This is a genomic window from Synechococcus sp. MIT2312 (genome assembly GCF_059772315.1).
On sequence record NZ_CM186281.1, the window covers coordinates 2,196,234 to 2,219,450 of the forward strand.

The 23,217-nt window shown below is 57.3% G+C and carries 19 protein-coding genes; 9 read left to right on the forward strand and 10 right to left on the reverse strand.

Annotated features, from left to right (window positions below; translation table 11 throughout):
• Positions 1–3: 3 nt before the first annotated feature.
• Genes AC6EI9_RS12080 through AC6EI9_RS12090 form a run of 3 tightly spaced genes read right to left on the reverse strand, consistent with a single transcriptional unit; the run spans position 4 to position 4,722 of the window.
• Positions 4–1,848 (reverse strand): SLC13 family permease, encoded by a 1,845-nt coding sequence (locus AC6EI9_RS12080; RefSeq protein ID WP_498467974.1) that lies wholly within the window; start codon positions 1,846–1,848, stop codon positions 4–6.
• Positions 1,841–3,553 carry a GTPase HflX gene (hflX, locus tag AC6EI9_RS12085; RefSeq protein WP_498467975.1) on the reverse strand — a complete coding sequence of 571 codons (1,713 nt, stop codon included), beginning with the start codon at positions 3,551–3,553 and terminating at the stop codon, positions 1,841–1,843. Before hflX ends, AC6EI9_RS12080 begins: the two co-directional genes overlap by 8 nt.
• The gene (locus AC6EI9_RS12090; protein WP_498467976.1) at positions 3,550–4,722 is read right to left on the reverse strand and encodes an NAD(P)/FAD-dependent oxidoreductase; all 1,173 of its coding nucleotides are present in this window, start codon (positions 4,720–4,722) and stop codon (positions 3,550–3,552) included. Before AC6EI9_RS12090 ends, hflX begins: the two co-directional genes overlap by 4 nt.
• Positions 4,723–4,791: 69 nt before the next feature.
• Between AC6EI9_RS12090 and AC6EI9_RS12095 the strand changes: the two genes are divergently transcribed.
• Complete coding sequence (locus tag AC6EI9_RS12095; RefSeq protein WP_498467978.1) at positions 4,792–5,565, forward strand: phosphoadenylyl-sulfate reductase; 774 nt, start codon at positions 4,792–4,794, stop codon at positions 5,563–5,565.
• A gap of 2 nt (positions 5,566–5,567) precedes the next feature.
• A complete protein-coding gene (locus AC6EI9_RS12100; protein ID WP_498467979.1) occupies positions 5,568–6,296 on the forward strand; it encodes a type III pantothenate kinase in 729 nt (242 codons plus the stop codon).
• On the opposite strand, the gene bcp is transcribed toward AC6EI9_RS12100, so the two are convergent.
• The gene (bcp, locus tag AC6EI9_RS12105) at positions 6,244–6,711 is read right to left on the reverse strand and encodes a thioredoxin-dependent thiol peroxidase (RefSeq protein ID WP_498467981.1); all 468 of its coding nucleotides are present in this window, start codon (positions 6,709–6,711) and stop codon (positions 6,244–6,246) included. The two genes, AC6EI9_RS12100 and bcp, sit on opposite strands and share 53 nt — an antisense overlap.
• Here bcp and AC6EI9_RS12110 point away from each other — a divergent pair.
• The gene (locus tag AC6EI9_RS12110; protein WP_498467982.1) at positions 6,710–7,378 is read left to right on the forward strand and encodes a 4'-phosphopantetheinyl transferase family protein; all 669 of its coding nucleotides are present in this window, start codon (positions 6,710–6,712) and stop codon (positions 7,376–7,378) included. The genes bcp and AC6EI9_RS12110 overlap by 2 nt on opposite strands.
• Positions 7,379–7,608: 230 nt before the next feature.
• Positions 7,609–8,235 carry an alpha/beta hydrolase gene (locus AC6EI9_RS12115; protein WP_498470060.1) on the forward strand — a complete coding sequence of 209 codons (627 nt, stop codon included), beginning with the start codon at positions 7,609–7,611 and terminating at the stop codon, positions 8,233–8,235.
• Between the two features lie 91 nt (positions 8,236–8,326).
• Here AC6EI9_RS12115 and AC6EI9_RS12120 read toward each other — a convergent pair whose 3' ends face one another.
• Positions 8,327–10,531: an AAA family ATPase gene (locus AC6EI9_RS12120; RefSeq protein ID WP_498470061.1), complete on the reverse strand. Its 2,205-nt coding sequence runs from the start codon at positions 10,529–10,531 to the stop codon at positions 8,327–8,329.
• 146 nt (positions 10,532–10,677) lie between these two features.
• On the opposite strand from AC6EI9_RS12120, the gene AC6EI9_RS12125 reads away from it, so the two are divergent.
• The 3 genes from AC6EI9_RS12125 to AC6EI9_RS12135 are packed head-to-tail and all read left to right on the forward strand — an operon-like array spanning position 10,678 to position 15,457.
• Positions 10,678–11,739: an efflux RND transporter periplasmic adaptor subunit gene (locus AC6EI9_RS12125; protein WP_498470062.1), complete on the forward strand. Its 1,062-nt coding sequence runs from the start codon at positions 10,678–10,680 to the stop codon at positions 11,737–11,739.
• A gap of 11 nt (positions 11,740–11,750) precedes the next feature.
• Entirely contained in the window at positions 11,751–15,152 is a 3,402-nt protein-coding gene (locus tag AC6EI9_RS12130) for an efflux RND transporter permease subunit (RefSeq protein ID WP_498467983.1), read from the forward strand.
• Entirely contained in the window at positions 15,149–15,457 is a 309-nt protein-coding gene (locus AC6EI9_RS12135; RefSeq protein WP_498467984.1) for a hypothetical protein, read from the forward strand. The genes AC6EI9_RS12130 and AC6EI9_RS12135 overlap by 4 nt, the downstream gene beginning before the upstream one ends.
• A gap of 3 nt (positions 15,458–15,460) precedes the next feature.
• Here AC6EI9_RS12135 and AC6EI9_RS12140 read toward each other — a convergent pair whose 3' ends face one another.
• A complete protein-coding gene (locus tag AC6EI9_RS12140; RefSeq protein WP_498467985.1) occupies positions 15,461–17,119 on the reverse strand; it encodes an alpha-D-glucose phosphate-specific phosphoglucomutase in 1,659 nt (552 codons plus the stop codon).
• 110 nt (positions 17,120–17,229) lie between these two features.
• Between AC6EI9_RS12140 and AC6EI9_RS12145 the strand changes: the two genes are divergently transcribed.
• Positions 17,230–17,469, forward strand: coding sequence for a hypothetical protein (locus AC6EI9_RS12145; protein ID WP_498467986.1), 240 nt, complete (start codon positions 17,230–17,232; stop codon positions 17,467–17,469).
• Between the two features lie 14 nt (positions 17,470–17,483).
• On the opposite strand, the gene AC6EI9_RS12150 is transcribed toward AC6EI9_RS12145, so the two are convergent.
• The 4 genes from AC6EI9_RS12150 to sufB form a co-directional block, all read right to left on the reverse strand.
• The gene (locus AC6EI9_RS12150; protein ID WP_498467987.1) at positions 17,484–17,858 is read right to left on the reverse strand and encodes a hypothetical protein; all 375 of its coding nucleotides are present in this window, start codon (positions 17,856–17,858) and stop codon (positions 17,484–17,486) included.
• 327 nt (positions 17,859–18,185) lie between these two features.
• Positions 18,186–19,373, reverse strand: a complete 1,188-nt coding sequence (gene sufD, locus AC6EI9_RS12155; protein ID WP_498467988.1) for a Fe-S cluster assembly protein SufD — start codon at positions 19,371–19,373, stop codon at positions 18,186–18,188.
• A 2-nt stretch (positions 19,374–19,375) separates the two neighbouring features.
• On the reverse strand, positions 19,376–20,164 hold the full coding sequence (gene sufC / locus AC6EI9_RS12160) for a Fe-S cluster assembly ATPase SufC (protein ID WP_498467989.1): 789 nt from the start codon (positions 20,162–20,164) through the stop codon (positions 19,376–19,378).
• Between the two features lie 49 nt (positions 20,165–20,213).
• Complete coding sequence (gene sufB / locus AC6EI9_RS12165; RefSeq protein WP_498467990.1) at positions 20,214–21,665, reverse strand: Fe-S cluster assembly protein SufB; 1,452 nt, start codon at positions 21,663–21,665, stop codon at positions 20,214–20,216.
• A 429-nt stretch (positions 21,666–22,094) separates the two neighbouring features.
• Here sufB and AC6EI9_RS12170 point away from each other — a divergent pair, with 429 nt between their 5' ends.
• Positions 22,095–23,213 (forward strand): efflux RND transporter periplasmic adaptor subunit, encoded by a 1,119-nt coding sequence (locus tag AC6EI9_RS12170; RefSeq protein ID WP_498467991.1) that lies wholly within the window; start codon positions 22,095–22,097, stop codon positions 23,211–23,213.
• The last annotated feature ends 4 nt before the right edge of the window (positions 23,214–23,217 follow it).

A 23,217-nucleotide genomic window follows, 5' to 3' on the forward strand; every position in this document is an offset into this window, starting at 1 on the left:
CGCTCAGCCTCCTCCTGCCTGGCCAAGGATCAGTCCCGGAACCAAGAAGGTCATCAGCAACGTGAGACCGGCTCCGTAGCGAGCAACATCGAGGAAGCGGTAACGGCCTGGTCCGAAAACCATCAGGTTGGTCTGGTATCCCATCGGAGTGAGAAACGACTGACTGGCTCCAAACAGCACTGTGAGCAACAAAGCCTGGGGGGGAAGGCTCAGAGAGGGTGCGAGCTGCGTGGCCACAGGAACCAACAGTGCCACCGAGGCGGCATTGCTCATCACGCTGGTAATCAGATTGGTGGCCAGAAAAATTACCAGCAACGCCCAGTAAGACGGCCAGTTCAGCAGCAGCCTCTCCATGTCGGATGCCATGGCATTGGCCAGGCCACTGGTCTGCAGAGCCACACTGAAGCTGGAGAGTGATCCGAGCAGAAGAATCACGTCCAGTCTGATCGAGCGCTGCACCTCTCCTGTTCTCAGGCATCCCATCAGCACCAGCAGCACAACGGCCATCAGCACTGCGGCGACCAGGGGCACGGCGGTGACTGTGGGCACCAGCAGCATCAGAGCTGTGATTGTCACGGCCTGAGGCTTGCGCCGGATGGTGGGTAAATCGTTTTCAAGCTGGTCGAGCACCAGCAGATCGTTGCTGGCCTGAAGCCCTCGGATCGCATCCAGTGGAGCTTGCAGCAGCAGCACATCGCCCTCACGCAGAACGGCCTGGCCAAGTCGCTCCTGAACTGTCTGCTGACCACGGCGGAGTGCCAGCACCGTCGCGTTATGGCGTTGTCGAAAGCGCAGCTCCCGCAGGCTTGCACCGGCCAATGTGGACCCAGCGGGCAGCAGAACCTCAACGGTTTTCTGACCGTCTGTGCCTTCGCTGGACAGGGCCGGCTCGGAGCTGGCCACGGCGAGCTGATCAGCGGAAGGACGATTGGCGGAGGCCAGCTGAATCGTGTGGTCCTGTTGCAGGCGCAACAGATCTGCGCGCGTGACCCTCAGCAGGAGGCGGTCCTCGGCCTCGATGCAGCGGTCGGCCAGGGGTGGAAGGATTCGCTCGCCAGCTCTCTGCAGCTCGAGAACGTCGACATCAAACCGACGTTGCAGCCGGCTGTGCCGCAGGGTCTGTCCGACAAGGGAGGACGAGCCTGGGATGGTGACTTCGGTGAAGTAGCCGGTCAGTGACTGATTGGTGCTCAGCTGGTCATCGGGGGCACTTCTGTCGGGCAGCAATGCGCGAGGGGCGAGCAGCATGTAGGCCGCTCCGGCGAGCCAGACGGGTACACCGATGGCGCTGAAGCTGAACAGATCCAGAGATCCATAGCCCAGCTGCTGGCTGACGTCACTGGCCAGCAGATTCACGGAGCTGCCGAGCAAGGTCAGCGTGCCGCCCAGCAGTGTGGCGAATGACAGAGGCAGGAGCACCCTGGATGGCGCGATCCCTCGCTTTTGGCACCAGGTCTCGAGCACCGGAAGCAGGCTGGCCACAATCGGGGTGTTGGGCACCACGCCAGAGATCGGTGCCACCACCAGGGTCAGCAGGCCCACCATGCGCCTGGGACTGCGGATGCGTTCGGAGGCGATCAGTTCGCGCAGTCGATCAAGGGCGCCGCTGCGGAACAGGGCTGCGGAAACGGCAAACAGACCCATCAGCGTGATCAGGGCTGGACTGCCGAAGCCGCTCAGGGCCTGAAGTGGGGTCAGCACCCCACCGATCATCAGCAGCGACACACTGAGCAGCCCCACCAGTTCGGGCGCCATCGCACCGCTGATGAACAGGGCCACCGCGATCAACAACACAGCGAGCGTGACCAGAGCGTCTCCGTTCTGCAGAGCGGCACTGAGCTCAACCATTGGGGGGTGCGCCTGTTGGCTCCGAGACAGGTGGGCTGACTGTTTCTGGTGTGGACTCCCAGAACGTCTGTTCAAGCCATGTTCGCAGACCCTTCAGGCCGGTCCCCTGCGTGGCGGAGAGGTAGAGGGCTTCGGGTTCCAGTTCACGGATCCGCTCCAGAGCTCCTGCATGACATCGGTCGATCTGGTTGGCCAGCACCTGTCTGGGCTGCTCACAGCCAAGACCGTCGAGAATGGAGTGCACAGCTTTGAGTTGTCCCTGCCAGTCGGGATCTCCCAGATCCACCACCAGCAGGAGCTGGTCTGCATTGCGGGTTTCCTCCAGCGTGGCCATGAAGGCTTGCATCAGAGGGGCCGGCAGTTCTCGGATGAATCCCACCGTGTCGGTGATCAACAGCTCGCGGGGTGCGGCTCCAGCCCTCGGCAAGCAGAGCCGACGTGTTGTGGGATCGAGGGTCGCGAACAGTATGTTCTCGGCTTGGACCGGGCCTCCTTGCGCGCGATCACAGAGCGCATTGAGCAGCGATGACTTGCCGGCATTCGTGTACCCAACAAGAGCAACACCGGGAAGGTCCTGACGTCGCTCTCTCAGCCGGGCTCGGTGAGCTCCCAGCTGGCGCAATTCCCGGCCCAGGTGTTCGATGCGTCGACTGATGGCACGCTTGTCTTTTTCAAGCTGGGTTTCTCCGGGTCCGCGGGTGCCAATGCCACCCCCCTGCCGAGACAGGCTCAATCCGCGGCCTGCAAGCCTTGGCAGTCTGTAGCGGAGCTGAGCCAGTTCCACTTGCAGGCGACCTGCAGCACTGGAGGCCCTCTGGGCAAAGATGTCGAGGATCAGCTCGCTGCGATCCATCACGGGACTGTCCAATAGCCGCTCCAGGTTCCTGGCTTGAACAGGCGTGAGCTCTCTGTCGGTGATCACAAGCGTGGCGCCGTGCTTGCGGATGTCCAGAGCAGCCTCCTGCAGTTTGCCTGTGCCCCAGAGGGTCTGAGGATTGATCTGTCCCTGACGCTGGCGGCAGACGGCAACTGTTCTTGCACCGGCACTGCGGGTCAACCCCTCCAGTTCGGCCAGTTCACGCTCGTTCCGCGCTGGGTCCGTGCCGGTGAGAGTGAGCAGCAGCACCTGTTCCACCGTTGCCGTGTGCTCCTGCGCTGCCTGAAAGGGTTCGCCCAGCGGATCTCCCTGCCCCGCAGGGGTCTCGCAGCGGCAGAGCATCGTCAAATCGCCGGTTTCTCCACAACTCCAGCCACTCTCTGCCTTGGGATCTGGAACCCAGAGGGCACCGGAACGGATGCCACTGCGAGAGATCACCGCCTGATAACGCAGCCACGATTCCGGCTGAACATCCAGGGCGATCACCGCATCGCGACCATCTGGGACCAGTTCCGGAGAACGCCGTTCATGCAGCGTGCTGATCAGGCGCCACTGCCTTGAGCGACGCCTGGAGCCGCCCTGGAGATGTCGGTCCAGTCGATCGGATTCTCCGAGTGGGCCAACCCAAAGCAGTCGGCAGACGCCACGGTCGTCGATCAGCAGATGCAGCGTTTCCTCAAGCTTCACAGCCAGTTCGGCAAGCCGCTCCAGCGTGAAAACGTCGGCGCCGGAATCATCGGGGTGGCGACGATGGCTGAGACGATCCAGCTGTTTGAGCTGTGATGGACGCAGCCCCCTGGTTCGTCCTGCCAGGTGAGCCTGTTTCAAGGACTGACCAGCCAGGCTCCGGCTGCGCGAAGCCCCAGCGAGAGCCCTGGCAATCGGGTCAGATAGGTCAGTCGGCGCAGCTTGAAGGCCAGAGGGCCAGCAAGGGTGAGGCCTAAGCCGGTGATCGAGGCATCGCCAATGCCGAGGCTGAGCATTTCGCCGAGATCGTTGAACACAAAGGTGTTGAGGTCTTTGTTCTGAAGCTTTGCCTTGAGCTCTTTGGCTGCGAACTGCCCTTGCTGAATGGCCGCCTGAGCCGAATGAGGCCAGCGGGAAAGTTCGTCTGCTTCAGGATTCACAGCGATATCTCCGAGAGCCAGAACATCCGGATAGCCCTGCAGACGGAGCGACTCAGTCACAGGCAACCGCCCTTGATGGAGCTCAAGCTTGGGAGAGATGTCCGGAATGCTGGGACGGCTGCCTGCGGTCCAGACCAGTCCGTCATGGTGTTGTTGAGACGAGCCCTGTGCTCCGCTCAGCATCACGGAAGTCGCTGTCACAGACTCCACTCTGGTGTTGAGGTGAACGGTGACACCACGCTGCTTCAACGCTTTCTCGGCCTGCTCCCTGTTGAAGGCTTTCGACCTTGGCAGGATCTGATCACCGAGCTCAACGAGTTGCACCGTGGCGGCACCGTTGAGCATGTCCACGAGCTTGCAAGCCAGTTCGACCCCAGTGGCACCAGCACCAGCAATCACTAGGGAGCTCGTGCCTGCTGGGCGCCGACGCAGCTCCTGCACTCGCTCCTGCAGAGGCTGTAGATCAGAGAGGGTGTGGAAATTCAAGGCGTTGTCGCGGACTCCTTGGATTCCGAAGTCTTCGGGTTGTGCACCTGTGGCGATCACAAGCTGGCTGTAAGGCAGGGTGCGTCCCGATGCTGTGGTGACGCACCGGGCATCGAGGTCGATGGAGCTGGCACGGTCCTGCAGATGGCTGATTCCGTGCCCCTGCAGCAACGATGCGTAGTCAGGCGCAACCTCCCATCCCTTGAGCTCTCCGCTCATTAATTCGTAGAGCAGAGGAACGAAGACAAAGCGGTCACGAGGTTCGATCAGCACGACCGCTGGTCGTGGATGCAGGCGACTGAAGGCAAGCGCCGTTGACAATCCGGCAAATCCACCACCAATCACAACGATCGGTTGAATTTGCCCGCTGGCAGGGGGAGTCAAGGCATTCTCTGGTGCGTGATGAAACCATAGGCAGACCTGTGGTCACCTCGGCATTGGAGGATGGAGTGCATGAGCCAGGGCACCACAGACATGATCAGCACCGCTGGTGGTGTGGATTCGGGCACGGCGGCCGCCGGTCTCGAAACCCTGCGCGCGGAGCTCGAGCCTCTGGAGCCTCTGCAGTGTCTGCAGTGGGCATTCCATCGATTCGGGTCCGGCTTCGCGATGACCACAAGCTTTGGGATCCAGTCGTCAGTGTTGCTGCACATGCTCAGTCGTCTCCCCGGAGGAGAGACCGTGCCCGTGATCTGGGTGGACACGGGATATCTGCCTGCAGAGACCTATCGCTATGCCAGCACTCTCTGTGAGCGACTGGGCACTCAGCTCGTTGTGGCGCAGTCTGAGATGTCTCCTGCCCGCATGGAAGCAGTCCACGGCAGGCTCTGGGAGACCGGACGAGAGCAGGACCTGGATCTGTATCTGCGTCTGCGCAAAGTCGAGCCGCTGGAGGAAGCACTGAATCAACGCAAGGTGAGCTGCTGGGCCAGTGGCGTGCGACGCGGCCAGACAGAGCTGCGCAAGACCATGACCGTGCTCGATCCGATTCGTGAGCGTCTGTCTCTGCGCCCTTTGTTGCGCTGGACCAATCGGGATGTCTTCTATTACATGCAGGAGCATGACCTGCCTCAGCATCCGCTCTTCGATCAGGGATATTCCACCGTGGGCGACTGGCATTCCAGTGCTCCAGACGGCCTTGAGTCCGAGGGCCGCGGCACCCGCTTCGGTGGGCAGCGTCAGGAGTGCGGAATCCACGTGCCCGGAGTCATGGGCGATGGCATCTGACCATGCCCTCTGAGCAGCGCTGTCTGCTGATCGGCAACAGTCGCTGGCACTGGGCTGAGCAATCCAGAAGCGGTGCCTGGAGCTACAGCCATTCCGGCCCGCAACTGTCGGTGTTGGCTGGCTCTGCCCCGCTTCGCTCGTGGGCGGCAGTGGGACCTGTTCCTGCCCATTCCATGCTCAGTCCGGACAGGCGCCTCTGCCTCGATGCGATTCCGCTGCAAAATGTGCCTCCCTGGCTTGGCATCGACAGGGCGCTGGCTGGGTGGGGCGCCTGGACCCAGTCAGCAGAGGTTGGCCCATTGATGGTTGTTGATGCCGGTACCGTGCTCAGCCTGACGCGAGTGACTGCAGACGGTGCATTCAATGGCGGCTGGCTCGCAGCCGGATTGAGGCTGCAGTTGCAGGCGATGGCTGCAGGCACTGAGGCGCTTCCAGATCCGGACAACCAGAATCAGGATTTCTGCGATGGCGTGTCGTTCCCCAGGGATTCGTGTGAGGCGATGCGCCGGGGAGTGATCGAAAGTCTTGTCGGTCTGATTGTCCGAGCCCAGGACCTCGATCCCTCTCCGCTCTGGCTCTGCGGTGGTGATGCTCCGCTGTTGATGCAAGCTTTGCTGACCCAGGGGCTTGAGCTGAATCATGCCCCTGATCTGGTCATGCAGTCGCTGGTGACGCTGGTCAGCTCAGCCCCAGGTCGCTCAGCACTTGATCAGCCATTGAATCAGCTTTGACCTTTCTGTAGATCAACTCAAGCTTGCCTTCAGCATCCACCACGAAGGTGTGACGCATCATTCCCATGAATTCACGGCCCATGAATTTTTTGAGGCCGTAGCTCTCGTAGCTGCTGGCCACTGCGCAGGGTTCTTCGTCGGTGAGCAGGGTGAAGGGGAGTTCCTGCTTGGCAATGAAGCGTGTGTGCGATGCGGCGTTGTCCTTGCTGATGCCCAGCACCTTGATGCCATTGGACTTGAGATCGCTCCAGCGGTCGCGGAAGTTGCACGCTTCTTTGGTGCAGCCTGGAGTCGCATCTTTGGGATAGAAATAGATCACCACTCGCTGTCCTTTCAATGATGAAAGCGTGAGGGGCTCGCCGTTCTCATCTGGAAGTGTGAAGTCAGGGGCGGGATCGCCGATCTGCAGAGTCATGGATAACCGGACTGTCGGCGGCAGCGTAACTGCGTTGTGGATGCAGCAGATCGGCCCTGATGCTCCGGCTGGTGACCTTGTTGTGAGCAGCCAGGAGCATGCCTTTGCCACAGGACTGACGGCGTCTCGGGCGCAGCAGTTCCTGGCATCGCGGGGCTGGATGCGCAGTTGTCTGTCCACCCTGCATGGTGTTGACCCTTTGGAAGTGCCGCTGAGCGCACCACCGGGTGCTCCACCTCAGCTGCCGAATGAGTGGGGCCATGTCAGCCTTAGCCACTGTGCTGATGCCTGTCTGCTGGGTTGGTCTCAGCAGCCCATCGGAGTTGACCTGGAGCGTGCCGATCGAAAGCTCCATGCGGCCGCGGCTTTAGTGCGCCGTTTTTTCACCGAGTTCGAGCAGGGCGAGCTGATGGAGCTGGAAGGCGACCAGCTGCGACAGCAGGTTCTCGATCGATGGCTGGTGAAGGAGGCTGCGATCAAGTGGCAGCAAGGTTCTCTGGCGCACGATCTTTGTTTCTGGGAGGTGAGCTCCAACCTTCGCACCGCTACGCATCACGATTTGCATTTCAAAGTTGCTGCCCAGTTGTGGTCACAAGGGGAATGGCGACTTGGGGTTGTCGTCTCCAAGAAGGAATTTCTGCAGGACTGTCTGCTCTGCGCAGCGTGAACAATCTTCAGCCCGATCGACATGAATCCTTTCTGGGATGGACTTCATTGAAGAAATGAATCGACGGCGATGCTTCATCGCGAGATCCATGCATCTACTGAGATTCATGAGTCTTGCCGGGTGGTCCTTGTGAGGCGAATTTGTCCTCATCTGCGCTTTTAAGCAGTGATTTTGTTGGCAAGTCTTTTTCCTTTGGATAGGATTAAAAAGACGTGTTTATCTCGCCGTCCGTGTTCACCCGTTTTGCAGCCGGCGCTCTCGCCGCCGCTTCCATTTCCACTCTGGCTGTCGCCGCTGAAGCTGGCACCAAGCGCCCTGTGCGCTGGGTCTCAGGTGGCGCTGTCTGGACCACCAAAGCCTCATCATTCGCCAAGTTCTTCAACGATGGCGAAATCACTGACCGTGCTCTTCAAGCTGGCATCAACAACTCCGGTTGGACTGCTGATGAAATCCAAGAGGGCATGACCAAGAGCTACGACGTAGATCTGGTTGGTGTATCTCGCTTCCTGTACTCCGCCGATGGCGTGAAGTTCCTGGACGATCAGACCCGCAGCTACTTCCCTTACTGGCAGAAGAAGAAGACCGCCGTGGTCGCTCTTCGCTCCGCCATCATTCTCGATGCAGCTGATGGGGAAATCTCCTCTGCCGGCATCATGAGACAGCTGCCTGTCGACTTCCGTCTGAATGACAACGGCGTTTCCGACGGTGCTCAGAACGTCTGTAAGGACGGCCTCGATGAGCCCCAGTCCACATCCCTGCTGTCCTGGTATGTGTTCCTGCCCGCATGTGTGCAGGCCAACCAGATTCTCCCCGCCGAGCCAGCACCTGCTGCTGCTCCCGTTCGCGGTCTCTGGTGATTGTTGGGAACCCTCTCGGGTTCATCAACTCTGCTTTTCAAGCCCCGGCATCGCCGGGGCTTTTTTGATGAAAGGCTTTGATCAATGGTTCTCAGGCCAGTCGACCTTCGATTCGCCAGTGACGAAGACTCTGGGGGAGATGAGTGCCACGGTGCTGCAATAGTTCGCGACGCAGCTCCGATAGTTCGGTTTTACTGGCGTCTCCGGTTTCTTCGAGCGCTTTTCGGTAAGGGCGGTCTTTTCCGAGCCATCGTTCGACCAGGCTCGACTCAACGAAGAGCTTCAGCGATTCTTGCCAGCTGCTCAGGTGCGTGACCCAGCCGCACCGCTCAAGCTGGTTCAGCAGCATCTGGCGCTGTTCTGTCTGGTTCAGCCAGATGGATTCCAGTGCAGCCAGGTTCTTCAGCGCAGACATCGATTGGTTCGCTCTCCTTTCACTCATGAGCAGCTCCAGCAGGCCGCCTGCCGGCCCAAGTTGGGGTTCACTCAGCAACAACCTCAGTTGAGCGCCGCTGGTCGAGCGGGAGCTCACCCGGGCCCAGAACGTTTCAACGTCAGGACCATTGAGATCCTCCTGGTTCAGCCGCCCGCCCACCACTTCGAACTGATGGTCGGGGCTCAGTCGCTCCAGATCAGATGCATCGGCGAGGATGACCGGCTGATTGAGAGGATCAAGTAACTGCAACTGCGCTTCCAGTCGTCGCTGTTCTGTTGAGGATGCACAGAGAATCGTGAGGCCTCCCTCGGCTACGGCTCCGAGAGGATCAAGCGACCAGAGCAGCGAGCGCCCACCGAGGATCAGCACGCGATCCGTGCGTTGCCAGCAGAGTTCGGACCACAGCTTCTGCCGCAACTCCTGAAGACGTTCGCCATCCACGGACAGTTGACGTTGCAGCCAACGTTCCAACTGAGGTTGCTCCGGTCCGCTGCTGACCAACAGCGGGTGTTCGTCAACGGCCTCGGCGGAGGCCGCCAGCTGAGCAGCGCGCCGTTCCAGCATCCGTTCGCGTCGTTGTCCTTCCCAGCCCTGGCGACTTGGTGACCAAAAGGCTTCACCCTGAAGGGCACTGGGCAAATACTGCTGAGCAACCCAGTGTTCACGGAAAGCATGGGGGTAGCGATAGCCCTTGCCGTCTCCAAAGGCATCGCCATCGCGGTTGGCGTCGCGCAAATGGGGAGGCACTTCCTGACGCTGCGCTTCACGCACCTGGCGCAGTGCTTCGAACATGCCGCTGGTGCTGTTGCTTTTTTCAGTGCATGCCAGGTAGAGAGCTGCCTGAGCCAATGGATACAGTCCCTCCGGCAGTCCGATGCGCTCAAAGGCCGCGGCGCAGGCTTCGACAACCACCACCGCCTGGGGGTCCGCGAGGCCCACGTCTTCCCCAGCTGAGATCAGCATGCGCCGGAAAATGAAACGCGGGTCTTCACCGGCTTCGATCATCCGCGCCAGCCAGAACAGTGCTGCGTCGGCGTCCGAGCCCCTCAGGGATTTGATGAATGCGCTGATCGTGTCGAAGTGCGCATCCCCCTGCTTGTCGTAAAGCACGGCGCGCTGCTGAATGGATTCTTCAGCAATGCCCAGGTCGATGGCGATCACGCCATCATGATTTTCAGGCGTGCTTTCCACCGCGAGCTCAAGCGCATTGAGCAGGCTGCGCGCGTCACCTCCCGCCACGTTGACGAGATGGGCCGAGGCCTCAGCGCTGATCTCTACTTGACGTTCGCCATAGCCGCGCTCTTTGTCGTGCAGCGCTGATTGCAGCAAACGACTGAGGTCGTCCGGGCCCAAGCTCTGCAGTCGGAACAACCTGGAGCGACTGACCAGTGCCTTGTTGACTTCGAAAAAGGGGTTTTCTGTGGTGGCACCGATCAGGGTGAGTGTGCCGTTCTCCACCCATGGAAGGAGTGCATCCTGCTGGGCGCTGTTGAAGCGATGCACCTCATCGATGAACAGAATGGTTCGCAGCCCATGACGTTCAAGGCGTTGACCGGCATCGCTCACTTCGGAACGCAGGTCTTTCACTCCAGCCAGCACGGCATTGAGAGAACTGAAATGCGCTCTTGTGTGGTTGGCGATGATTCGCGCCAGGGTGGTTTTTCCGACCCCGGGCGGGCCATGCAGGATCAGATTGCCGACGCGGTCAGCTGAGATGGCTCGGCGCAGAAGGCGCCCTTCCGCCAGGATTGCTCCCTGCCCAACGAATTCATCGAGATTGCGCGGCCGCAAGCGATCAGCGAGGGGTGCCTGCCGCCGCCGAGCGGCTTCGCCGTGATGGCTGAACAGATCCTGTTTCAGAGGTCCGCCCACGGCGTCGATTCCCGTTGAGACGATTCTTGCTCAAGTTGAGCCTTTGACATCGACAGCGCCGTCATAATGCGGCCGACTGAGTCTTGACCGTGCGTCTGAACCGACCCCTGATCCCCTTGGTCCTGACGGCATTCATGCTCGCTGCCTGCGGTAAGGGCGGCCATGGGCAGAGACCTCTTCCAGAAGTGAAGAAGGTCGCTGTCACCGAGGCTGAATTCACAGAAGATGTCGACACAGTCAGCACCCTGGAAGCCGGGGATCTGGTTCAGCTTGCGGCTCAGGCATCTGGCCGGATCATTGAATTGAAGATCACCCAGGGAGATCGGGTGACCCCAGGTCAGTTGCTCATGACTCTTGATCAAGCTCAGGAGCAGGCCAAACTTGCAGGGCTGAAAGCCAGAGAGCAGAAGGATCTGCTGGAGCTGAAACGCTATGAATTTCTGGTGCCTCTTGGTGCTGCGGAAGCCTCGGAGCGGGATCAGCGCCGCGCGATTTACATCGCTTCGAGAGAAGAGGTCAGAGCTCAAGAGGCCACGCTGGCCTACAGCAATCTGCAGTCACCGATCGCTGGAACCGTGGCAGACGTCTCTGTGCAGGTCGGGGATGTGGTCAGAAATGGCGATCCCTTCACCCAACTGATTCGCAACAACATCCTGGAGGCCAGGGTGGAGGTGCCGTCCACCTATGCAGATCGCATCAGGGTTGGTCTGCCGGTGTTGCTCAGTCTTCCGGGCCGCAACGAGGTGATGGCAAGGAGCTCGGTGATGTCGATTGATCCGGGCATCAACTCCGGAACCCAGGCACTTCTGGTGAGGGCTCAATTTCCCAATCCAGATGGAAAGCTGCGCAACGGCCAGAGGTTGCGGACCCGGGTTCAGCTCGACTCCCGCCAGCAGCCATCCGTTCCCTTTGCGGCCGTGACGCAGACCTCCGGCCAGAGTTTTGTGTTCCGTCTTGGCACTCTCAAGGAGCTTGAAGCTCAGCCTGGCAAGGCTGATCTGGCCAGGATCAAACGGGGGATTGACCGCGGTGTGATTCCTTCCGCGACTGTGTTCGCGCTGCAAACCCCGGTCAATCTCGGTGCTCTCCAGAACAACCGCTATCCCGTCACCAAAGGTTTGAAGCTGGGGCAGAACGTGATCACCAGCAATCTTCTGAGCCTGCGTCACGGTGTGCCGGTGCAGGTGAAGAACTGAGCGACTGAGTCATGTCCGCCTCCAATAATTTCATTACCAGACCCGTTCTCACAACGGTCTGCAGCATTCTGATCGTGATCGTTGGATTGATTGCGATTCCAATTCTTCCGATCGAAAATCTCCCGGACATCGCTCCTCCCACCGTCAAAGTGAGGGCCAACTACACCGGTGCCGATGCCGTCTCTGTTGAAGAGGGTGTCACCAGTGTTCTTGAGCAGCAGATCAACGGTGTCGAGAACATGGACTTCATCAAGTCCAACAGTTCCGCAGACGGGGTCAGCTCCATTGATGTGGCTTTCGCCAGCGGCACCAACGGTGACATCAATCAGGTCAATGTTCAGAACCGTGTGGCCCTGGCTGAACCGCAACTCCCTGATGAGGTGCGTCAGGCCGGCGTGAGCGTCAACAAAGCGTCCAATTCGATTCTGCTCGTTTACAACTTTGGCAGCGCGGATCCTGACCAGATCACCTACAGCGCTGAGACGATCAGTGGACTGCTCGATCTGAACCTGACCGATGCCATCAAGCGGGTGAGCGGTGTCGGCGATCTCACCTACTTCGGCAATCGCAAACTGGCGTTTCGGCTGTGGCTTGACCCCGACAAGCTCACCAGTTTTGGCCTCACCTCCACCGATGTGGTCAACCAGCTGTCCAGCCAGAATCGTCTTGTCGCTGCCGGTCAGGTCGGTGGTGAGCCCTCGCTGAAGGGGCAGCAATTCACCTTCACCGTGCAGCTGCAGGGCCGCCTGCGCAGCGTTGAGGAATTCGAGCAGATGGTGGTGCGAACTGCTGAGGAGGGTGGTCTGGTTCGCCTCCGAGATGTGGGCAGCGTTCAACTGGGTGGTGAGTCCTACGCCGTCAGCGCTACCGACCTTCAGGGTGTTCCGTCTGTTGGTTTGGCTGTTTATCAGCTTTCTGGCAGTAACGCTCTTGAGGTCTCGGACGGAGTGAAGCAGGTGTTGGCGGACTTTGAGTCGACCATGCCAGTGGGCATGAAGATGGAGAAGATCTACGACAACACCGACTTCATCAGCGCCTCCATCCAGGGCGTGGTGAATTCCCTGCGGGACGCGGTGGTGCTTGTGGTTCTGATTCTTTTCCTGTTTCTTCAGAACTGGAAGGCCACTCTTGTTCCAGGGATTGCGATCCCTGTGGCATTGATCGGTACTTTCGGTCTGGTGCTGGGCTTCGGCTTTTCCCTGAATCAGCTGACGCTGTTCGGTTTGGTGCTGGCCACGGGTCTCGTGGTCGACGATGCGATCACCGTGATCGAGGACACCTCGACCAAAAAAGCGGAAGGGATGACGGCCCTGGAGGCAGCGAAAGCCACCATGGACGAGCTGTTCTCAGCGGTTATCGCCACCTCGCTGGTGAAGTTTGCAGTGTTCCTGCCAGTTCTGTTTTTTCCTGGTGCGACCGGAACGATCTACAAACAGTTCGCGGCCACGGTGATCTTCTCGATCGCGATCTCCACCTTTAATGCGCTCACCTTCTCACCGATGTTGTCAGCTCTGTTGCTGGCGCGCGAATCGAAGGATCCCGGACGGCGGAGCTATGCCGTCGCCGGCACGGTGATCGGTTTTGTGTATGGATTGCTGGTGGTTGGTGCTGGAGCACCTCTGGTGCTGATTCCAATGGCTGTTGGTGCCTTGATTGGCCTGCTGCTGGGGCGCTTGGTCGATCGACCGGTCGCACTGCCCTTCACCATCGGTGGAGCCATTACAGGCTTGATTCTTGTGGGAGTCAGCCGGGTCATCCCGGTGATCCTCTTTCCAGCTCTAGGCCTGACTCTGGGGTGGTTCACCCCGGTCATTTTCGCCAAGTTCAACAGCGCTTATGCCGTGATGCAAAGTCGCTACGCCTCTGCTTTGGAGTGGGCTCTCGATCGTCGTCGCCTGGTGATGAGCATTCTCGGCATCGGCATCCTGCTCACGGCCGTTGCCTTCCGGTCCATTCCCGGTGGATTTGTGCCGATCGAAGATCAGGGTTATGCGATTGGCGTGGTGCAGGCGCCGGAGGGCGTCTCCACCCAGGTCACTGAAGCGATTAATCAGCAGGTGGCTGCCGTATTGCGCACGGAAAAGAACATCACTGCGGCGTCCGTGTTCAGCGGTGCAAGTCTGGATGGCAACAGTCCCAACAAGGGCTTGTTCTTCTTCGGCACCAGCAACTGGTCTGAGCGAAAGCAACGGGATCAGACCGTGGGCGCGATAGTGGAGAGGCTCAATCAGAAGCTGGCCCGTTCTGTGGATGGTGCCAGGGTGTTTGTCGTTGAACCTCCGTCCATCCCTGGCTATGGCACTGGCGGTGGATTCGAGTTTCAGCTTCTCGATCAGAGTGGTGGGGCGTACAGCCTGGCTGATTTTTATGGCACGGCAGGGCGACTGATCCAGGCGGGTAACGCAGACCCTGATCTCAACCGCGTTTACACGCTGTTCGCTCCTGAATCGCCACAGATCGAGATTCAGGTGGATCGTGATCGTATGGCCGCGGTTGACGTTGACTTCGGCGCTGCCATGAAGACCTTCAGCATCAACTTCGGCGGTCTCTATGTGAATGACACCTTTCAGGAAGGCAAGGTGCGTCGGGTCTACGTTCAGGCTGATGCTGAAAGCCGTGCGACCCCGGAGCGCCTTTCAGCCCTGTACGTCAAAAGCTCCAATGGTGATCTGATTTCGCTCGCGGAGTTCTTCAGTGTGCGTGAAACGCTCGGCCCCACTGTGGTGCCTCACTTCAATCTCTATCGAGCCATCAAGATCGAGGGTACGCCTGCGGCTGGAAAGAGCTCTGGTCAGGCGATCACAGCGATGAAGGGGATCTTTGAGAGCATCAACCCGCAGGGCCTCAGTTTCGACTGGACTGGAATCTCCCGAGAGGAAGTGAAGGCGGGTGCCCTGGCGGTGGTGATCTTTGCCCTCGGCATCCTGGCGGTGTACCTGGTGCTGTCGGCGCAATACGAAAGCTATTCCGATCCGCTGATCATTCTGATGACAGTACCGACAGCCATGCTGGGCGCACTCGCTTTCCTGGCCTTGCGAGGTGAGGTGCTCAATGTCTATGCCCAGGTGGGTCTGGTGATGTTGATCGGCCTGGCTGCTGGCAATGGAATCCTGATCGTGGATATGGCCAACCAGCGGATGCAGCTGGGTGCCAGTGCACTGGAGGCCGCGCGTTTTGCGGCTGGTTCCCGCCTCAGGCCGATCCTGATGACGGCGATTTCCTCGCTGTTCGGTTTCATGCCGCTCGTCTTCGCCAGTGGTGCCGGTGCTCGCAGTCAGACGTCGCTCGGAGCTGTTGTATTTGGTGGTCTTTTGATGGCCACTGTTCTGTCGCTCTTCGTTGTGCCGGTGTTTTATGTCGTTCTCAAGTCTCTGCTTGGGCCCACGGAGGGTGCGGGATTGAGCAGCTCATGAGACCTGATCCGAAGCCTCAATCCTGCAACGCTGCACCTTCTGGATTCAATGGTTTCAAGGTGCTCTGGGCTGCCTTCATCGGCGCCGGCATCGGCGTCATCCTCACGATTTTTCTCGGCACATTCATTCGCAACACGCCGGCCGAGATCCCTCGCACCAGGTTGCTGTATCTCCGAGGCGTCGTGATCGCCTCCGCCATGCTGTTTGGCTCATCGATCGAGAGCATGCGTCAGCTCCAGGAGAGTGCGCCTGAGGAGGAGTACCGCTCCCCAAAGACAACGGGGAGGGAGCAGCGGCGTCGCTGATGCTCAGGTGATCACGGTGGGGCAGTCCATTCCTGTGCGCTGGTGAATCTCCGCCAGTGAGTTGATGCTGCTGATCATGTCTGCCAAGGCGATCTGGGGATCCTGATGGAGATCACCACTGCTGGGCACGTAGCTCTCGAGATAGACCCGGATGGTGGCCCCCTTGGTACCGGTCCCAGAGAGGCGCACCACAACGCGGCTGCCGTCCTCCAAAAGGATGCGCAGGCCCTGGCCCTGGGTTATCGACTGGTCCACAGGGTCGGTGTAACTGAAATTGTCGGCCCCAGTGATGGTGCGACCGGCGAAGGATTGGCCGACCAGACCAGGCAAGAGGCCTTCGAGACGGTCATACAAGCCATGGGCGGCGTCGGTGGGCACTGCCTCATAGTCATGACGTGAGTAGTAGTGCCGCCCAAAGCGCTCCCAGTGGCTGTTCATGATCTCCGCCACGCTGCAACGGCGTACCGCGAGGATCTGCAACCAGAACAGCACGGCCCAAAGACCGTCTTTTTCCCGCACGTGGTTGCTGCCGGTCCCGAAACTTTCTTCGCCGCAGAGCGTGATGCGGCCGGCATCCAGCAGATTTCCGAAGAACTTCCAGCCGGTTGGTGTCTCGAAGCATTCAATGCCCAGTTCCTTCGCCACCACATCAACAGCGGAGCTGGTCGGCATGGAGCGGGCAACGCCTGCAAGACCTGAGGCATAGGCCGGAGCCAGCGTGGCGTTGGCGGTGAGTACGGCCAGGCTGTCACTGGGATTCACGAAACAGCGGTGACCGAGGATCATGTTGCGGTCGCCATCACCGTCGCAGGCTGCACCGAAGCGGTAGTCGTCTCCCTTGAGGAGAAGATCCGCCAGATCATGGGCGTAAGTGAGGTTTGGATCCGGATGCCCGCCGCCGAAATCTTCAAGTGGAATTCCATTGCGCACGCTGCCTGCTGGTGCTCCCAGCAGATCCTCGAACACACGTTTGGCGTAGGGACCCGTGACGGCATGCATGGCGTCAAAGGCCAGCGGGAAATCGTTGCGCAGCAGACCCCTGATCTGATCGAAATCGAACAATTGCTGCATCAATGCCGCAAAGTCATCGACGCCATCGATGATCTCGACCTCAAGGCCACCGATGCGGTGTGTTCCTGGAGTCCCGAGATTCAACTCGGGAGCTTCAACAATGGTGTACCGCTCCAGTGACTTGGTGCACTCGAACACCGCATCGGTGAAGGATCCTGGTGTGGGGCCACCGTTGGCTCCATTCACCTTCACGCCGAAGTCACCATTGGGTCCACCTGGATTGTGGCTGGCTGAAAGGATGATCCCGCCAATGGCCCCGCGCTTGCGGATCAGGTTGGACGCGGCCGGTGTGGAGAGAATGCCATCGGTGGTGATGATCACCTTGTTCAGGCCATGGGCTGCGGCCATGCGCAGGATCACATTGATGGCGTGCAAATTGCCGTAACGACCGTCGCCTCCGAGCACCAACGTGCCTCCTTGCACGCCTGGAAGGGTGCGAAACACAGCTTCAATGAAACTTTCGAGATAGTGCGGTTGCTCAAACTGAGCACTGCTTTTGCGCAATCCGGAGGTGCCCGGCTTCTGGTCGGTGAAAGGGGCTTCGAGCCGCACGAAGGTTTGAGCGGGTTCTGCCGAGGCGGAGGCGGTCATCCCTGACGGGAGCGGATACCAGGAACCTTTACACGCCACATGCTGTTCAGGGTTGTCGGCGCGACCACTTGTCGCAGCTACTTTTCAGAGATACCGGCTTCTGAAGCGTGATGGAGATCAATCACCCCAACGCTGGCCCTCTCTCTGAGCAGGAACAGAAGGTGTTTGATCACTTTCAGAAACGTCTGGAATCCATGGTGTCCAGCCATGGGCTCACTGAGGGAGATGTGAAAGAGCTGATCCGTGAGCTGCGCTCACATCCGCTGATCTCAAGTCAGCTGTGGCAGGAGGCCGGTACGGAGCTCACGAGACTGCTTCCTGATCAACGCTTCGATTTTGAGTGGGATTGAGGCGCTGTGAGCACTTAGGTCTGAGCTGGTGCAGCAGCAGGTTGCTTCGGTTTTTCTGGCTCTGAACAGACCAGCGTCAGCCGGCGTGCCGGTCGATCGATACTGTCGCGGCGCTGGAAGCTGTTGGTGCTGACCACCTCTGAAGCCTGAACCAGTTCCCAGACGGTGTCTTTGCAGGCAGCCGACAGTCTGGGGTGGTCCATGAGTGGATCGGCAAGGCTGCGAGTCTTACTACAGCTGTCCTGGTCATTGGCACGCGAACAGCTGTAGGCCAGCAACTGGAGTGCACGCAATTCTTCCCTGGTCGGGAAAGGAACCTTTTTGGGCTTGGCTTGAGCTGTTGAGGGCAGCAGCAAGGCCAACCCCAAAAGGAACACCGGCAGTTTCACGAGGTCGGCCCATCACGTCGCGGCATTCTGACCTGAGATCGGTCATGCCGACGATTTCAGAAACGCAGTCCAGTGATTGATTATTGACTTGGCGGGAGATCTCCTTGAGCCATCGTCTGGGCTGATCAATGTCTGTGTTGAGGCAGATGAACTAGATCGTGGCCGAGCCTTTCCCGGAAGATCAAAACACAAAAGTTGCCTGAAAAGATCTGACGGGAAAAGCTGGATCAAGGCTTTGGGTTTGTATCACTATTTACGGAAATTTTTTATTTGGTTTCGTCTGTAAGCCTTGGGTCATTCAACTGTCTTGATTGAAATCTGAATGGCCTAAGTCGGTGTCATCAGAACATCATGCATTCTTCTCGACAGCTGCCATCGTTCGGCATTGGCTGGTAACTGATCGATCACTTCTTGGCAGTATCCATTCAGAAGTAAAGCTGTTGCTTCCGCTTCGGTGATTCCACGGCTGCGTAGATAAAAGAGTTCGTCCTCCTGAAGTTGGCTGACTGTTGCGCCGTGCGCGCACTTCACATCGTCGGCGATGATCTCAAGCTCTGGCTTTGTATCGACGCGTGCACGACTCGATAACATCAAATTGCGACTGAGCTGAGCGGCATTGGTTCGTTGTGCTTCTTTGGGCACCTGGATCGAGCCATTGAAAATGGTGTGCGATTTTCCTGAGACAAGGCTTTTCTGCAGTTGATCCAGTTCACCCTCGGGTCCGTCGAAACGCATGGCGGAGTGCACGCCGATTTGCTGTTCATCTGCAGCCACAGCCAATCCCTTTAGAGACGTGAAGGCTTGCCCTCTCAGTTGCACGATTCTCGGCTCGATTCGAGCTAACAACGACCCCTGAACAAAGGAGGACAACGCATAGTGGCTGCAAGACTCTTGTTGTATGGCCAGCGTTGTCAACAGTGAACTGCTGCCATCGCCCATCGAGACCAAGCCATGCTGAAGCTGTGACTCTTCCCCGAGCAGGATTTCGCAGAGATGGCTGTGCGCAACGCCGTTCTTTGCCTGGAAGACCTCGAGCAGTTCGAGTTCGGCGTTCGGTTCAAGAATCAGCAGAACACGTGTGGCCAGCAATCCCGAACCACTGGCAGCAATTACGAGCTCCAGTGGTGGAGCCTTGCCGCTGACCCTTAAAGCGAGGACCTGATGGCTGCAGGACTTATTCAGTTCGACCGGCCAGTCCTCAGAACAGCCGCAGTGATCCGTTGCGCGGCCGAGAAGGAGCTCGAGCTCATCCCTGTTCAAGGCCTTGATGCTGGTGGGGAGCTCCAATCCTTCCAATGGATGCTGATCAGTTCCAAGCAGCAAGCGGAGTCCGCTTTGCGGTGGTTCTGGCCACTCATTGGCGCTATCGGCGCCAATGAGTGGCAGTGCATGGACGGCCTCAAGACGTTTGAGATCGGTGAGGCGCCAGGCTTCCTGTTTACGGGTGGGCAATCCCAGCCGCTGGAGGGCTTCCCGTCCTCGCTGCTGCACCGGTGCCAGCACACTGCTCACCATGATCAGGCCACTCCCTCAGCGGCAAGCTGCTTGTCAACCCAGTCGTAGCCGGTTTTTTCCAGCTCGATAGCCAGATCACGGCCGCCGGTGCGCAGGATGCGGCCGGCGGCCATCACATGCACGTAATCGGGGGTGATTTCATCGAGCAATCGCTGGTAATGGGTGATCAGGATCGTGGCGTTCTGCTCATTGGAAAGCTGATTCACACCACCTGCCACGATGCGCAGGGCGTCGATATCCAGACCGGAATCGGTTTCATCCAGGATCGCCACCACCGGCTCCAGCAGCGCCATCTGCAGAATTTCATTGCGCTTCTTCTCACCACCGGAGAAGCCCTGATTCACGCTGCGCTCGAGGAATGCAGGATCCATCTGCACCACCTTGAGCTTCTCGCGCACGTGGTCTTCAAAGTCAAAGGTGTCGAGTTCTTCCTCGCCCCGCTTTTCGCGCCGGGCGTTGGTGGACACGCGCAGAAATTCCAGATTGCTGACGCCTGGGATCTCAACTGGATATTGAAAGCTCAGGAACACACCGAGACGCGCACGCTCTTCTGCCTCCAGTTCGAACAGGTCTTCTCCGCGGTAACGAACACTGCCGCCGGTGACCTGATAGGCGGGATGGCCGGCCAGAACCTTGGAGAGGGTGCTTTTACCGCTGCCGTTGCGGCCCATGATCGCGTGAATTTCACCGGCTCTGATCTGCAGATTGACGCCTTTGAGGATGGGCTGATCCTCCACAGATGCATGCAGATCATTGATGTCGAGAAGAAGTTCTGAATCCGGATTGATCATGGAGAAGAATGGAGAAATACTGCGTTGGTTGGTGTCTTGATCGAGGGCTTTAACCCACAGCTCCCTCCAGCCGAAGCGAGAGAAGTTTGTCGGCTTCTGCGGCAAACTCCATCGGTAACTGGTTGTAGACGTCCTGACAAAAACCGCTGACCATCATCGAGACGGCCTCCTCAAATCCGATGCCGCGGCTCTGCAGATAGAAGAGCTGATCTTCTGAGATCCGGCAGGTGCTGGCCTCATGTTCCACCGCAGAATTCATCTGTTGGCAATGGATATAGGGATAGGTATTGGCGCTGGCATTGTCTCCTATGAGCATGGAATCGCACTGGCTGTAGTTTCGAGCTCCTTTGGCGGAAGGGTTCACATGAACAAGGCCTCGATAACTGTTGCTTGATTTTCCGGCACTGATCCCTTTGCTGACAATGGTTGAGCGTGTATGAGGACCGATATGAATCATTTTTGTGCCGGTATCTGCCTGTTGAAGATGATGGGTTAGAGCGACAGAATAAAATTCACCAACGGAATTTTCACCGATCAAAACACAACTGGGATATTTCCAGGTGATTGCTGAACCGGTCTCCACCTGAGTCCAGCTGATGCAGCTGCGGGCTCCACGACACTGACCGCGTTTGGTCACAAAGTTGTAGATGCCGCCAACGCCGTTCTCATCACCTGGATACCAGTTCTGAACGGTGGAATACTTGATTGAGGCATCGTCAAGTGCAATCAGTTCAACCACCGCTGCATGAAGCTGATTGGTGTCGAACATCGGGGCAGTGCAGCCCTCGAGGTAACTCACGGAAGCACCTTCCTCAGCCACGATCAGGGTGCGCTCGAACTGTCCGGCATCTCCGGAGTTAATTCGAAAATAGGAGGACAGCTCCATCGGGCATTCCACTCCCTTAGGGATGTAAACGAAAGTGCCGTCGCTGAACACTGATGCATTCAAGGCCGCAAAGAAATTATCGTTGCTCGGAATGACAGTGCCAAGATATTTTTTGACAAGTTCAGGATGTTCTTTCACGGCTTCTGCAAATCCGCAGAAGATCACTCCATGTTCCGCAAGCTTTTCTTTGAATGTTGTTGCAATCGAAACGCTATCGAATACAGCATCCACGGCAACATTGCCTAATCTTTTCTGCTCGCTTAGGGGAATGCCCAGCCTGCTGAATGTGTCGAGTAGCTCTGGGTCAACCTCTTCTAGGCTTCGTTTCTTTTCCTTCGTTTTGGGTGCCGCGTAGTAAATGATATCTTGATAGTCGATCGCCGGATAGCCAAGTTTGGCCCAGTTCGGCTCCTCCTGGGTCAGCCACTGCTGATAGGCCTTCAGGCGGAACTCAAGCATGAACTCGGGCTCTTCCTTTTTGGCTGAGATCAAGCGGATTACATCTTCATCGATTCCTTTTGGAATTTTCTCTTCTTCAATCTCCGTGACGAAGCCATATTTGTAAGGTTGATCAACGAGATCTTCAGCCGAGGATTCATCGGATGCATTTTTCATAAACGAATGCCTTGCCCAGGAATCTTTGAATGAGAAGGATTGGTTCTTTAATTAAAGAAATTCATTACCAGGCGATCATTAGTGACTGCCGACAATGTGTGAATCTCTATCAAACTAATCAGAGTGATGCGAATGGTCAGCGTACAACTGATACGCGCTTGAGGATCATTCAGCGCGGGTGATTTTGTCGTGTTGATCGGGAAATGTTCTGATGTGATTAATGCAAGGTATGAATCTCTGCACAATCAGGAGATACTGCGCAAAGATAGATAAGTCATTGGTTTCATCGAGGGAAGGGTGATGGGTATTTTTTGTCGTCAAGTGCTGACTTCGCGAAATACTTGTTGATGAATTCTGCAAAAGCATACTTAAGAGCTACGATTTGGCAAATTTAGTTGTCTAATTTTGCCTTCGCACGTCCGCTCCAAAATGCGACATGCAGTCAAGCTTGGCTTTTTGTGTGGGCTTACTTGCATGATTGCAGGTTGCCAAAGTAAAACACCAGCTCCTCAAGCATTCCCCGTTGACGCCACGAGGATTCAACCGCGACAATTTGCTGAGATTATTCAAGCTGAAGGCACACTTGTTAATCCTGGATATATTGAGCTAAGGCCACAAGTGGATGGTTTGATCACACAGGTTTTGGTGAATGAAGGCGATTCTGTTGGTATAGGTCAAATTTTAGTTGTTTTAGATAATGCAGAACAAATGGCAGAACTTAAAACGGCTCAAGCAGAGTTGAAAGAGGCCTTGATTCAAGCGAAAAGGTACAGGCAATTAGCATTAGAGGGGGGTGTAAAAAAAGAGGCAGCTGAAGAGAAGCAAATTGCGGTTGTTCGAGCCAAGAGTAAGCTTGTTTCCAAGCAAGAAGCTCTCAATAAGAGGTCAATTCGATCACCTATTGAGGGTATCATCGGAGATTTATCAGGAATTAACCCAGGCTTTTACCTAAAGCAAGGTGACGACAGTTTTGTTGTAGTTAATAACAAAAATCTCTCCATTGATCTTTCTGTTCCTGCATTGCAAGCCAGCAAGATCAAGCTAGGTCAACAAGTAAAAATGCTTGATGAGTCAAAAAATGATGTTATTGGTGAGGGTAAAATTGCTTTTATTCCCCCCTATTTTGAGTTCGATGGTAGTAACAATCAGTCATTGAATACTCTAAAGGTTAGAGCAGTGTTTGTTAACGAAAAAGCAGGTCTTCGCCCTGCGCAATTAATCCGCTCCAAAATTGTTATTGGAACTCAGCGTCATCCTGGCGTACCCGCTGTAGCAGTGTTGTTTAAAGCCCAACAACCCTACACCTACAAACTTATTCCAATCAAATCTTTTTTGAAGAATGCAGATGTCAATCCTCAACAAAAAAAATCAATGTCTACGTTGCCTTCAACTACCCTTATTGCCGTCAATACACCACTTAAGCTAGGAAGCCTACAGGATGATTATTTTCCTGTTGTGTCAGGCTTAAAAGTCGGTGATTTGATTCCAATCAGCGGATCAGCGGTGCTTGCTAATGGCACACCAGTATCAATCAGGTCTACTAAATAATCTC